The following is a 12,997-nucleotide window of genomic DNA, read 5'->3' as shown; positions in this document are numbered from 1 at the left end:
CTGCCCACCTCACCCATAGCGTCGACCAGGTCGCCCATGCGGACGACCAGGCGTCCGGCTCGCGATCAAGCTTGTCTCGCCAGCGAGACAAGCACAATAATCAGCCTGGTGAGGCGTGCCGGACATAGCGGGCATACCTGCGCCCCAATTCGACACTTTGTCGCCCTTGCGCTGCAAGGTCGTAGATCGATTCAGAAGGGGGAGCCCGTGGCGAATCCACTCGAAGACGACGGGGACGTTTACCTGGTTCTGGTCAACGACGAGAACCAGCACTCCCTGTGGCCTGCGTTCAGATCGGTGCCGGCCGGCTGGAAGGTGGCACACGGAGAGGACACTCGAAAGAGCTGTCTTGAGTATGTTTCCGCGCACTGGACTGATATGAGGCCGGCCAGCCTGGTCAGGGCGATGGACGACGAACCGCGCAGAGAGGTCTCGGGAGCATGACGAACGACAGCGAGTTCCGCAACTCCATGGACGCCTTGATAGTCGACAGCGTGCGGAAACTGACGGGTAACGCCGACATCGGCCTTGACGACAACTTCTTCGACGTGGGCGGCAATTCCATCATAGCCATCCGACTCGCACAGGCCCTGAGTGAGGAACTCGGGATACGCCGAAATGTCCGCATCGTTTTCAAGAATCCCGTACTCAGGGACCTCAGCGATGCCCTGGGAGCTCTTGACGCGATCTCATGAAGGTGCCCTGATCGCGTCCCAAGTCATCGACGGGCAACGAGTTGAGCTTCTACACCGGTCGTAATCCATGGGAGAGGATTGGTGGGCCATGCCGCCGACACTGAGCGTTGTCATTCCGATGTTCGACGTCGAGCCCTACATCTCCTCCTGCCTCGAGTCGTTGCTCGACCAACAAGTCGCGGACGTCGAGATCATCGTGGTCGATGACGGGTCCACGGATCGCAGCCACAGCATCGCCGAACAGTGGGCGCGCAAGGCCTCCCGCGTTCAAGTGCTCCAACAGCCGCATTCTGGAGTGAGCGCTGCCCGAAACGCCGGCGCTCGGGCGGCCCGCGGACGCTATCTCGCTTTCTGCGACGGTGACGACATCGTGCCGACCACCGGGTACGCCTCGCTCATCGGGTCGCTGGAACACACGGGATCCGACCTCGCTTCCGGAGACGTACGTCGACTGCACAGCTCCGGTGTGGAACCGTATTTCGGATACCAGGACGTGTTCGAGCAGGACCGGCGACGCACACACATCCGGAGCCACACCGCGCTGGTACGCGACCGTATGGTCTGGAACAAGGTGTTCCGGCGCTCGTTCTGGAATGCGCGAGATCTCGTGTTCACCTTGCCCGAGTACGAGGACGCGCCGGTGATGATACGCGCGCACATCGAGGCGTCGTCCGTCGATGTGGTGTCGGAGGTCGTCTATTTCTGGCGTATCCGCGAAGAGGGCGCGCTGTCGATCACTCAGCGGGGCGAAGAACCGGAGAACATCGCGGCCTGTATGCGGATGGTGCTCGACACATTCGAGGTCATCACGGATCTCGCCCCGGAACTTGTCCCCCCGTACGCGGACGACATGTGCCGCGGCAACGTTCGGCGGGCGCTCCGCACGCTGCATCTGCACAGTGACGCCACACTCCGCGACGCGCTGTCGCCCGCCCGTTCGTTCGTCAGGAGTCTTCCCGCCGACCTTCTTGACGCGTTGCCGGCCACGGACCGGCACCTCATGGCTCTGCTGGTCCGCGGTGAACTGTCGGAGATCCGTCGCCTGGTGGAGGAACCGGAATAAGTAATGGCCGACGCGAGAGGCGGAGCAGTGTCAGAAAGTGTTGAGAACGCGACGGGGGAACGAGAAGGCCGTCTGAACTGGCCCCAGGCCGACTGGTTCGCCGAGCGCCCCACCGATCCTGAGGAGCTCAAGAAGCACAACGAGAACACTCACGAGGACAACCTGTACGCCGTGGTCGACGGAAAGGGAGCCACGGTCCCTCAGGTGCTTCAGGCACTGACCCAGTTGGTCGCCCGGCACGAGTCCCTGCGCACCCTGCTGTCGTTGGGCGGAAACAGCGGTGACAGGCAGCGGGTCACCGCGGTGTCCGCCCCGGCGGTGGAGGCCGCCGTCTCGGTGAGCAGCGTCCAGGCAGCCGAGGAGCTCTTCGCTCGGGTCCGGCATTCGTCCTTCGAGCTGTCGCCGAAGTGGCCGTTCCACGCGGTTCTGTCGACCACGGGCGGGCGCGTCGAGGAGATCGGCCTGGTGACCGACCACAGCGCGGTCGACGGGTGGGGCATGAACGTGCTGCGGCAGGATCTTGACGGCTTTCTGCGGGGGGTGCCCCCCGCCGATCCGGACGTCACGCAGCCGTTGGACGTCGTCCGCTGGGAGGACTCGGAGGCGGGGAAGCACCACCGCAGGCAGGCTCTCGAGTACTGGACCGATCAGTTTCAGGAGCTGCGGAAGGCGGTGGGGCCGCAAGGCGGCGTCGATGCCGGCTCGTCGGTCGTTTCCACGGAGTCGGACCGGTATGCCGGCTGCATGCTGCGTTCCACCTCCCTGCTCAAGGCGGCCGAGGTCGCGTCGGCCAGGCTCCGGGTGCCGGTGGCCACGGTGCTGCTGATGGCATTCGGTGCGGTGCTGTGCCGTTTCACCGGCACTCCGTCGATCGGCGTGCTGGCCCTCTCCCACAACAGGTGGCTGGAGAACGTCCGGTCCAGTGCGAGCAAGATGTTCCTGCAGGCTCCGGTGCTCGTGTCCAGTCCGTCGCCCAAGGACCTCTCCCGCGCCGCGAGAGACACCTTCCGCCGGCACACCCAGGCCAACCTGTTCGCCCACATCGACCGTGCGGAGGCCGAGACCGTCAGGGATGAACTGCTGCCCGGCGCGCACTCGATCCGGGTCGCCGGCGCCCTGTTCAACTTCATCGACACATCGATGTTCGACCTCCACACGGATCCACAGGGGCCTCTCGCGTCCTCCCTTGCTCCGCGGCTCCTCCCCGACGAGGAGATCGTCTTCGAGGAGGAGCGGAAACACGGTCCGCAGCTGATGCTGTTCGCCTGGCAGGAGCCGGACAGCATCGCCATGCGGCTCGCCTGGCGCCTGAACGGAGAACTCACCCGCCCGGGCGACCTCTTCCTGCGTGACATCGGCGACGCGGTTACAGCCCTGGCACGCGGCCTCGATCCCCACGCCGGCGCGTCGTGAGCTCGTCCAGGATGACCACCTGGCCACGCACCGGATACGGATCACGTCTCCATGGCGAGAGCTGACAGCGCGGTGTCAGGCCCTACTCGTTCTCCCGCATCTGCGGTACGGCGACACCTACGCCCAACTCCCGGCCTGGTTCGGCATGGGGATCGCCACCGTGTGCCGCTACGTCCACGAGGCCGTCGCCATCCCGGACGGCACCCCGGCGCTGCGGATCGGCGACCGGGTCGCCGCCGACCGCCCGTACTGCTCCCGGAAGGTTTTGTGACCGCGCCGCCCTCACCCACGGCTGCGGCGCCCCACCACCACGCACGCCAAGCCCCGGTGCATGGGCGAACAGGCCACGCTCCAGGGGGCGTGCGGGCCGCGGAACTGGGCTTCGGTGCCGTCGATCCGCAGGGGCACGTCTGCCGCGCCCGCGTGGGCGAAGGCCGGGGCGCCCATGAGTGGGCAGCAGCACACCCGGCCTGGTGCGAGGCCTGGATCCCGTTGACTGGCACTCCGCCCAGCCCCGACGATCAGGCGCATGTCTGCCGCCCTGGCGCCGCTGCGCCACCGCCCGTTCCGTCACCTCTTCATCGGTACGACGGCCAATCTGCTCGGCAACGGAGTGGCGCCGATCGCCTTGGCCTTCGCCGTACTCGACGCCACTGGCTCGGTCGGCTCGCTCGGGTTGGTGGTCGGCGCCCACTCCCTCACCAGCACCCTCTTCCTGCTGTTCGGCGGGGTGTTGGCGGACCGCCTGCCGCGCGGCCCGCTGCTGGTCGGCAGCAGCCTGATCAGCGCCGCGAGCCAGGCGGTGGTCGCCGGCCTGGTCCTCACCCACAACGCCGCCATCCCCCTGCTCATGGCGCTCGCCGCGGTCAACGGGGCGTCGAGTTCCTGCTACCAGCCCGCCGCCCAGGCCCTGTTACCCCAGGCCGTGCCGGCCGAGTTCCGCCGCGCCGCCCTCGCGCTCTCCCGGATCGCGGGCAGCAGCGCGACGATCGTGGGCGCCTCGCTGGGCGGCGTGCTGGTCGCGGCGATCGGCCCCGGCTGGGGCCTGGCCGTCGACGCGCTCAGCTTCGCGCTCGCCGCCGCGGCCTTCGCGCTGGTCCGCGTCCCGGCCACGCCGCCCGCGCCCAGCCCCGGCCTGGTGCACGAACTGCGCGTCGGCTGGCAGGAGTTCACTTCCCGCAGCTGGGTGTGGGTGATCGTGGTGGCCTTCTGCTTCCTCAACGCCGGCGTCACCGCCTCGTTCACCGTCCTCGGCCCGGCCGTGGCCGACACCACCGGAATCGGCCGCACCGGCTGGGGTCTCGCCGTCGCCGCGGCCTCGCTCGGCGCGGTCGCCGGCGGTCTGCTGTCGCTGCGCTGGCGGCCCCGGCGCGCGATCCTGGTCGGCTGCGCGCTGATGAGCCTGACGGCGCTGACGCCGCTGCTGCTCGCGCTCGCGCCGTACACCTGGGTGCTGGTCGTGGTCAACTTCGTGTCGGGTGTAGGCGTCGAGCAGGCCGGCGTCGCCTGGTACTCGACCCTCAACGACCAGATCCCCGAGGACCGTCTTGCCCGCGTCTACGCCTACGACGACCTCGGCTCCTATCTCGCGCTCCCGCTCGCCCAGTTCGCCGCCGGTCCCGCCGTACTCCTCATCGGTCTCCACGCCACCCTCTACGCGGCCGCCGCGCTCATCCTCCTCGCCACCCTCGCCATGGTCGCCACCCCCTCCATACGCGCGCTGGCCCCGAAGCCCCCGGAACCGCTGCCCGCCACCGAAGCGGTGTGACACGGGCCCCGGCGCGCCCCCCTTCCGGAACACACAAGGAGACGAGTTGCCGACCAACGTATTGACGGTCGATTACCTGGTCATCGGCGCTGGTGCGATGGGAATGGCTTTCTCCGACGTCCTCGTCGGCGAAAGCGCGTCCACGATGGCCATCGTGGACCGCAATGACGCCCCGGGCGGTCACTGGACCGTTTCCTATCCATTCGTCAGGCTGCACGGGCCCTCGAACTTCTACGGCGTCATGTCCCGGCCGATGCCCAGTGACGAGGGAACGCGAAGCCTCGCGTCACGCAATGAGATCCTGGACTACTACGACCGTGTGATGCGCGAGACGTTGCTCGCCTCGGGGCGCGTCACCTATCTGCCCAAGCACCACGTCGACGTGGCGGAGCCCGGCCGCCCGGCCAGGGCCCGCTCACTGGTGACAGGGGAGACGACGGAGATCGTCGTGCTTAAGCGCGTCGTCGACGCCTCGTACATGAACATCACCGTCCCCGCGATGCGGCCCGCCGGTTTCGACGTCGACGACGCGGCGACCGTGGTCCCGATCAACCAACTCGCCGAACTGGACCACTCGCCCGAGCGGTTCACCGTCATCGGCGCCGGCAAGACCGGGATCGACGCCTGCCTGTGGCTGCTGGAGCGGGGCCTCGACCCTGACCGCCTCACCTGGATCGTGCCCCGTGACGCGTGGCTGATCAACCGTGAACTCGAATGGCAGACCGGCGGGTTCCAGCCGCTGCTGAACCTGCTGGCGTGCCGCTCGGCCGACGAGGTGATCAGCGTCCTGGAGGAGAAAGGCGTCGTCATACGGCGCGACCCCGACATCGAACCGGCTGCCTTCCGGTGCGCCACCGTCGACACCGAGGAACTGCTCCAGCTCCGCCGGATCAAGAACGTGGTGCGTCTGGGACGGGTGCGTGCCGTCGGTGCCACGATCGTGACGCTCGACGAGGGAACGATCCCGACCACGCCGGAGACGGTGCACATCGACTGCACCGCGGACGGCCTGACGCAGAAACCGCTGAAGCCGGTGTTCGAGGACGGCGCTATCACGCTCCAGCCGCTGCTGCCCTGTCTCCTTCCGCCCAGCGCGGCCATCGCCGCCCGCCTGGAGTGCATGGACGGCGACGACGAGTGGCGCAACGACCTGTGCCCACCGGTCGCCAACCCCGGCTCCTCGCGCGACCTGCTGTCCTTCTACTCCCTCAGGCTGGAGCGGATGGCGCGGTGGGCGCGGTCGCCCGAACTGTTCGAGTGGCTCGTCACGTCGCGCTTCGTGTCCGGGGCCGGACTGGAGAGGATGGCCGAACCGGACGCACAGGCCGCGGTCTTCTTCTTCGCCTCGCGCATGGAGGACCTCCTCAAGGCCGACGCCGTCGTGTCCGTCGCCGGGTGATACGAGCCCCCAATTCGCAGCCGACCATCTGGAAAAGGCGCAGAGGGACCGAGAATGACTTCGACCGCTGAATCGGTGCACGCGGCTTTCGAGCGGCGGGCGGCCACCTTCCCGGACGCAGTAGCGATATCCATGAGCGGCCAATGTCTCACCTATGCGGAGCTCAACGCGCGGGCCAACCAGCTCGCCCGGCACTTGCGCGGTGAGGGAGTCGACGTGGAGACCCCGGTCGGGGTCTGCATGGAGCGATCCGTCGACACCGTCGTCGCCCTGATCGCGGTCCTGAAGGCCGGCGGGCACTACGTCGCGCTCGACCCGCGCCAGCCGCGCGAGCGTCACGCGCTTCTGACGGCGGAGGCAGGCATCCGTCTGGTCCTCACCCAGGAGCGGCTGCTCGCGCAGGTTTCCGGGCCGGCCGACGTCCTGGTGCTCGACTCGGACGCCCTCGAACTCACCGGCCTGTCCACCGCCGACCTCGCGCTACCCGTGCAGCCGGACCATGCGGCGTACGTGGCTTACACCTCCGGGTCGACCGGCAGGCCCAAGGGCGCGTGCATCACGCACCGCGCCGTGCTTCGTCTCGTCCGGAACAGCAACTTCCTGGCGGTCGAACCCGACGACGCCTTCCTGATGTTCGCTCCGCTCGCCTTCGACGCCTCGACGCTCGAGATCTGGGCCCCTCTGCTGGGCGGCGCCCGGCTGGCGGTCGTCCCGCCCGGCGAACCGTCCTTGGCGGAGCTGGCCGAGACGGTCGTAAGGGAGCAGGTGACCGTGCTGTGGCTGACGGCGGGTCTCTTCCACCAGATGGCCGAGGGCCCGATGGCCCGGATGACCACGCTGCGTCAGCTGCTGGCCGGCGGAGACGTGCTCTCCCCGCACCACGTCAACCGCACGTTCGCCGCCCTTCCCGGAATCCGTCTGGTCAACGGCTACGGTCCGACGGAGAACACCACGTTCACCTGCTGCCACGTCATGGAGGCCCCGGTCGAGGGCGACACCGTCCCGATCGGCCGACCCGTCACCGGCACCGAGGTGTACGTACTCGACGACCGTCTGCGGCCGGTGCCGGACGGCGAGAGCGGCGAACTCTACGCCGGAGGGGCCGGCGTGGCCCGCGGATACGTGGGGCGCGCGGACCTGACCGCGGACCGCTTCCTGCCCGATCCGTTCGGCTCCGAACCCAGCGCACGGATGTACCGCACCGGCGACCTCGTCAGGCGCCGGACCGACGGGGTCGTCGAGTACCTCGGCCGCCTCGACCACCAGGTCAAGGTCCGCGGCTTCCGCGTCGAGCCCGGTGAGATCGAGGCGGTGCTGCTGGCTCACACCGGCGTCAAGGACGCCTGCGTCGTGGTCCATACGCGCGCGGAGGCGGGAAAGCGCCTGACCGCCTTCTACGTCTGCGCCGAGGACGTGGGGGCCGCGGACCTGCGCGAGCTCCTCGGCCGCTCGCTGCCGCCCTACATGGTTCCGGCGGTCTTCGCCCGGCTCGAAGCCCTGCCCCTGACGAGGAACGGCAAAGTCGACCGGGCCGCGCTCGCGGCACGCCAGATCCGCGAGCGCCCCGAGACGAACGCCGACTTCCGGGCCGCGCGGACGCCGGTCGAACGGCAAGTCGCCGACCTGTGGGCCGATTTGATGGGGCTGGACGAGGTCGGCGTGGACGACGACTTCTTCGAACTGGGCGGCGACTCCCTGCTGGTGACTCGGATCGTCACCCACATCGCCGAGCACTACGACGTGGAACTCCGCCCGCGCGACCTCTACTTGAGCTCGACCGTCGCCGAACTGGCCGAGATCATCGACGAAGCGCTGTCACCGGGAGCCTCAGCGCCGGCCCCGTCAGGAGCGGACGCGGCGACGACGGACTGACGACGTCCGTCCCGCCGCGCCGCGAGCTGCTTTCGTCACCACTCGCCCCCCGATTCCCGCTCCCCCGCCCGCCCGCCCGTTCCGACGTTCCATATGAGGAGAAGGATGACTTCCGCCCAGCGTCCCTCGAAGTGGCTGCTGCGCCGCCCCAAGGACGACGGCCCCGCGCGCATCTTCCTGTTCCCCTACGCAGGGGTGGGGGCGTCGATGTATTCAAGATGGCCGCGGTACATCGGCGGCGCCGAGGTCTGCCTCGTGCAACTGCCCGCGCGCGAGAACCGGCTGCGGGAACCGCACTTCGGCACCTACGACGCCCTGGCCGGCCCGCTGTTGGAGGGGCTGGAGCCCTACCTCGACCGCCCCTTCACCTTCTTCGGCCACTGCAGCGGGGTCCTGCCCGCGTTCGCCGTCACGGTGGAACTGGCCCGGCAGGAGCGGCGGCTGCCGGACCGGCTCTTCGTCTCCTCCCAGGTGTCCCCGCACGACGGCCCGTACGGGCGCCTGCTGGAGCTCGCCGAGGACGAACTCCCCCATGAGATCGAGGCCATGACCCGGGCCATGGGCGGCGAGCCGCATCCCGACCTCGTCGAGCTCGGCGTGCAGCTCCTCGCCGCCGACATCGAGGCCAACCGCCGGTACCGGCCCACCGAGCCGGTGCGGCTCGCGACCGGCATCACCACCATCGGCTGGCGGGAGGACATGGTCATCCCCGCCGGGCTCATGGGCGGTTGGCACCAGTACGCCGATGAGGGGCGCGTCCGCGAGGTACTCCTGGACGGCGCCCACTACGACTTCCTCGGCGCCCCGGACGCGTTGCTCACCGAGCTGGCCCACGACATGGAGAACAAGGAGGCCGGCTGGACGACGGGATCGTACAGGTGACCTTCGGCGCGGGTTGGTGGCCAGAGCCGTCTTGGCCTGGTCCACCCAAACTCGTACGCTCTCGGAACGGATGTGCTCAGGAACAGGCGATGGCGCGCCGTACGATCTTCGCCGCCCAGGTCTCGATCGGCTCGCCGTCCCTCCTGGCGGCTCTCTCCAGACCCTCCAGGTCCTCGGCCGAGAACTGGAGTTTCAGCGGGCGCGCTTCGGGCGCGGAGGTGGTGTCGAGCAGGACCGGCGTCGACGTGGACCCGGCCGCTGTGCGGTCGATGCCGCTTGCCTCGTCGTCGCTGTCGGCATCTGACGGCGTCAGGTCGCCTGGCCGCATGAGCAGACTGCTGCGAACCTCACGGCGCAGCTTGTTTCTGCTCCAGCCCAGTTCTTCCGCCTTCCGCAGCCAGTAGTCCTGCTCCGGCTGTTCAAGGGCTACGACTTCGAGATGGTGGCTGAAGCTCAGGGCTTGATACCTGCGGGACAACGAAAACGCGCGCGCAACCCAGCTGTAGTTGCGCAGGGTCTGGTAACTGAGCGACGTACGCCTGATGGCTTCCTCGTAGCGGTCGTGGAACACGGACTCGCCGTAGACCAGCCAATCGGCGATCCACCAGGTGGAGGAGTCGGCGAAGGAGAACAGTTCGGTACCCAGACCTTCCCAGGTGCTGAAGCTCTGCTTGGTCGTGAACAGTAAGCCGGATTTGTGGAGCTGGACACCCGAGCCCCGCGGTCGCCGCGCAACATTTGCCGCTGCGGTGTGCCGTGCGGCTTGGTTTGCCGAGCTGACAACCTTACCCATCGTTACCCCCTGGACACGTTCCGTGCGCCGCCTGGCTTCGGTGATCGTATCGATCACCGAAGGTCGTACGCACGTACTATCGGCAAATTTCCACGCCGTGATCACTCTTGGTTGGCGTCTTTCCCCAAAGCCTGGCATTTAAAGCCAGTCGGGTTACGTAAGGATGTGACTGTCGGTGGGGCGACCGCTGAATAGCACTCGGCCGCACCTTGATGGCGCGATCACGGCGGGTCACTGCACCAACTTGACGCGGCACAGGGGGCGTCGACCGAAGAATGGGCGATGAGCTGCTCTTTCATTAGCACGTCGCGGTCTTCGCGGCGGTTCTCCGGTCACCTGACGCTTAACGTCGGGTAGTCAGGGGCTCGAAAGATCCGCCGGACACTTGACGAACTCTCAGGGCTCGAAGCAAGATCGACGGCGCAATGCAACGGTTGCCAGCGGCAGGGCACTCGACGCGATCCACCCTTGTTCGGTATATCAAACACGAGGCACGGGGGTGCGCTTATCCCCTTGCATTTCGCCCCCTCTCGGGGCATCGTCGCGAATCGGAAGGAAGGCAATTCCATCAGCGAGCGCATATTCCTGTACGGCCCGCCGTCCTCTGCAGCCGACCTCCGGATGTACTGCCTGCCGTACGCGGGCAAGGGCGCCAGCCTCTATCGGCAGTGGTGGGAGGGCTCGGACCAACGGATCGAGTTCGTGCCGGTCCAGTTGCCGGGCAGGGAGAACCGTTTCCGGGACAGCCTTGTCCACGACATGCACGAGCTGGTGGACTCCCTTGCCGCCGATCTCGCGCCGCATACGGATCGGCCCTACGCGCTGTTCGGCTACTGCATGGGGGCGGGCGTCGCGTTCGAGCTGGCGTACAAGCTGTCCGACCTCACCGGGAACCGGGCCCAGCACCTGGTCGTCGCCGGGGGCTCCCCGCCGCACCGGCTGCAGGCCGTGCCATCGGCGCAACCGCGCACGGACGAGGAGTTGATGACCGAACTGCGGGGACTGGGCGGCACACCCCAGGAGGTACTGGACGACGAGCGGCTCCTCTCGTTCGCCCTGCCCGTGCTCCGTGCGGACTGGCGCGTCGTCGACGGGTACGGCTACCAGCCCAGACCGGCACTGGACATCCCGATCACGGTCCTCGGCTCCACCGACGACCCCGGCCTCCCGACGGACGAGCTCCAGCACTGGGAACACCACACCCATGCCGGCACCAAGGTCCACGTCTTCCCCGGCGACCACTTCTTCGTGGACCGCTGTCGTGAGGAAGTCCGAAGCCTCCTGGTCAGCGAGCTGACTGTCGACACGAACGCGTCGCGCGCGGCACTGCACGACCTCGATGCCGCCGACGAAACGACGTGCTCGTCGTGACGGACGATACGGACAAGGCTGGTCCGGATCCAGCCGACGACGACCGGAACTCGAAAGCGTGCGCAACGCTTGGACACGTCGATGACCTGCGCGACAGAGTTCCTCAAGGCGGCGCGCGAAGCCGCCCACCCGTTCGTCGAGTTCGAGTTGCTCGATATCAAGAGGAGGAGCGGGCCGGCCGCACCGCCGGCGGACGTGTTGCTGTCGGCGAATGTGCTCCACAACGCTCACGATGTCGGGGCGACGCTGACGCAACTACGGCGGACGACCGCGGACCGGCGCTGTTCATGCTGTCGGCCCCCGAGAGAATCCCCCGGCCCGGCTCGGCCGACTTCCGGTCCGCCGAGAACCGCGTTTTCCTCATCCCCGCAGAGTGGCACGAGCAATTGCGTCCGGCCTGCTTCACCTCGAAAGCCACTTCGAGTGGTTATTGACAAGTTTCTTCATGCTGGTCTGGACGAGTCGGACCTTGGCGAGGATCTCGTCGGCGGTGGCGGTCCAGGTGAAGGGTTTCGCGTTCTCGTGCCGCGGCGGATGGACTGCCGGGTGATGATCCCGAACCAGATCTCGATCTGGTTCAACCACGAGGACCCAACGGGGGTGACATGGAAGTGGACGTGCGGGTTCTTCGCCAGCCAACCCTTCATTCCGGCTGGGCTTGCACTCGCCCAGCACTTCACCGGTCGTCACGTTCAGCGCGGCGAACAGTTTCGTGGTGCCGTGCCGCATATAGTCGTCGGTGCGTTTCTCCGTGGCCGCGAAGGCCACCGGCAGCACTGGCTGAGTCCGGTCCAGGGCGTCCACCGTCAGCGGCGCCACACCGGCGAGCTCGGCGATGTCCTCGCGCCGCCGCCTCTCGCCGGACCACAGCACGATCCGTGCACGAAGCGCCACATCGGCCGGAACATCCCGCGACCGGCCAACTCCCGCAGTTCCATGAACAGCATCACGAGACACTAGTGGGTCAGGAGACTGCATTGTCCTCGCATAGCAGCACTCGGGATGTCATGTCCCAGATGTGGCTCCAGAAACTTGGCCGTTCGACCGATGGTCAGGTTGAGGATCACGAGAAGTTCTTCGAATGCGGAGGTGACTCGATCGGCGCGATCAAGCTGTACATGGAAACGGAAGAGCGGCTTGCCCCGCTCGTCGATGCCGCCGAATTTCTGGGGACCCTTGCGGAAGGCGATTTCGGGGACATCGTGCGGCTGGCGGAGGGCGCCGGGGGCGAAAAGGCTTCCGCGTAGGCCTTCGAGGTCACGGACGATCGCCTCGTCACAAGAATCCGGCCACCGGACTCCGCCCCGCCGTTCCCCACTCCGCACCCGTACTGACCGCCTACAACTACGACGTGGTGAGCCAGACGGCGCGCGGCGAGCGCGGAGACTACTCGCTGAAGCCCCGGCCCCTGGCCCCGGCCACGCACAAGCCTTCCGGGACAGTCGTTGCCTTCAAGCGCCGCTCGGGCTGGCGGGAGCGGGGCCAGCGGCGCATGCGCCGCGAGGTGGAAGCAGCCCAGCGGTTTGGCGCCAACCCGCACGTCATGCCCACGTGTACGAGGAGTACAAGGAGCCGCTGTACGCCGCTCCCCCGCTGCTCCCCCGCATGGTCGACGCGGGCCGGCTGGGCCGGAAGTCCGGGTCGGGCTTCTACACGTACGGCTGACTACGCACGGTGGCTGGAACGGGCCCGGCACTCTTCGGAGCGCCGGGCCCGTTCCCTTCACACACCGTGTGCGCGC

At 67.8% G+C, this 12,997-nt stretch carries 11 protein-coding genes and 3 pseudogenes; 12 read left to right on the top strand and 2 right to left on the bottom strand.

Going from position 1 to position 12,997, the window contains the following annotated elements; all coding sequences use genetic code 11:
- Positions 1-207: 207 nt before the first annotated feature.
- From AB0H86_RS27240 to AB0H86_RS27200, 9 genes and pseudogenes are all read left to right on the top strand, one after another.
- Entirely contained in the window at positions 208-444 is a 237-nt protein-coding gene (locus AB0H86_RS27240; RefSeq protein ID WP_362444017.1) for an MbtH family protein, read from the top strand.
- Positions 441-695, top strand: coding sequence for a phosphopantetheine-binding protein (locus AB0H86_RS27235; RefSeq protein ID WP_362444014.1), 255 nt, complete (start codon positions 441-443; stop codon positions 693-695). Before AB0H86_RS27240 ends, AB0H86_RS27235 begins: the two co-directional genes overlap by 4 nt.
- A gap of 88 nt (positions 696-783) precedes the next feature.
- A complete protein-coding gene (locus AB0H86_RS27230; protein ID WP_362444011.1) occupies positions 784-1,758 on the top strand; it encodes a glycosyltransferase in 975 nt (324 codons plus the stop codon).
- A gap of 27 nt (positions 1,759-1,785) precedes the next feature.
- Positions 1,786-3,171: a condensation domain-containing protein gene (locus AB0H86_RS27225; protein WP_362444008.1), complete on the top strand. Its 1,386-nt coding sequence runs from the start codon at positions 1,786-1,788 to the stop codon at positions 3,169-3,171.
- A gap of 46 nt (positions 3,172-3,217) precedes the next feature.
- Positions 3,218-3,433 (top strand): annotated as a pseudogene (locus AB0H86_RS27220) (transposase family protein); the annotation flags it as partial.
- Between the two features lie 267 nt (positions 3,434-3,700).
- Complete coding sequence (locus tag AB0H86_RS27215; protein ID WP_362444005.1) at positions 3,701-4,939, top strand: MFS transporter; 1,239 nt, start codon at positions 3,701-3,703, stop codon at positions 4,937-4,939.
- Positions 4,940-4,985: 46 nt separating this feature from the next.
- A complete protein-coding gene (locus AB0H86_RS27210; protein ID WP_362444002.1) occupies positions 4,986-6,338 on the top strand; it encodes an NAD(P)/FAD-dependent oxidoreductase in 1,353 nt (450 codons plus the stop codon).
- 54 nt (positions 6,339-6,392) lie between these two features.
- Entirely contained in the window at positions 6,393-8,210 is a 1,818-nt protein-coding gene (locus tag AB0H86_RS27205) for a non-ribosomal peptide synthetase (protein ID WP_362443999.1), read from the top strand.
- A gap of 105 nt (positions 8,211-8,315) precedes the next feature.
- Positions 8,316-9,092 (top strand): thioesterase domain-containing protein, encoded by a 777-nt coding sequence (locus tag AB0H86_RS27200; RefSeq protein ID WP_362443996.1) that lies wholly within the window; start codon positions 8,316-8,318, stop codon positions 9,090-9,092.
- Between the two features lie 76 nt (positions 9,093-9,168).
- Here AB0H86_RS27200 and AB0H86_RS27195 read toward each other — a convergent pair whose 3' ends face one another.
- Positions 9,169-9,942 carry an LmbU family transcriptional regulator gene (locus AB0H86_RS27195; protein ID WP_362443993.1) on the bottom strand — a complete coding sequence of 258 codons (774 nt, stop codon included), beginning with the start codon at positions 9,940-9,942 and terminating at the stop codon, positions 9,169-9,171.
- A gap of 456 nt (positions 9,943-10,398) precedes the next feature.
- Here AB0H86_RS27195 and AB0H86_RS27190 point away from each other — a divergent pair, with 456 nt between their 5' ends.
- Complete coding sequence (locus tag AB0H86_RS27190; RefSeq protein ID WP_362443990.1) at positions 10,399-11,256, top strand: thioesterase domain-containing protein; 858 nt, start codon at positions 10,399-10,401, stop codon at positions 11,254-11,256.
- A gap of 402 nt (positions 11,257-11,658) precedes the next feature.
- On the opposite strand, the pseudogene AB0H86_RS27185 reads toward AB0H86_RS27190, so the two are convergent.
- A pseudogene (locus AB0H86_RS27185) lies at positions 11,659-12,054 on the bottom strand (IS630 family transposase); the annotation flags it as partial.
- Positions 12,055-12,263: 209 nt separating this feature from the next.
- Here AB0H86_RS27185 and AB0H86_RS27180 point away from each other — a divergent pair.
- Together AB0H86_RS27180 and AB0H86_RS27175 are read left to right on the top strand one after the other, a co-directional pair.
- Positions 12,264-12,503, top strand: a complete 240-nt coding sequence (locus AB0H86_RS27180; protein WP_362443987.1) for an acyl carrier protein — start codon at positions 12,264-12,266, stop codon at positions 12,501-12,503.
- 304 nt (positions 12,504-12,807) lie between these two features.
- Positions 12,808-12,921: pseudogene (locus AB0H86_RS27175) on the top strand (3-hydroxyacyl-CoA dehydrogenase family protein); the annotation flags it as partial.
- Positions 12,922-12,997 lie beyond the last annotated feature (76 nt).

Source organism: Streptomyces sp. NPDC050997, assembly GCF_040660135.1.
GTDB lineage: Bacteria > Actinomycetota > Actinomycetes > Streptomycetales > Streptomycetaceae > Streptomyces.
This window is presented reverse-complemented; position numbering and strand designations above follow the sequence as displayed.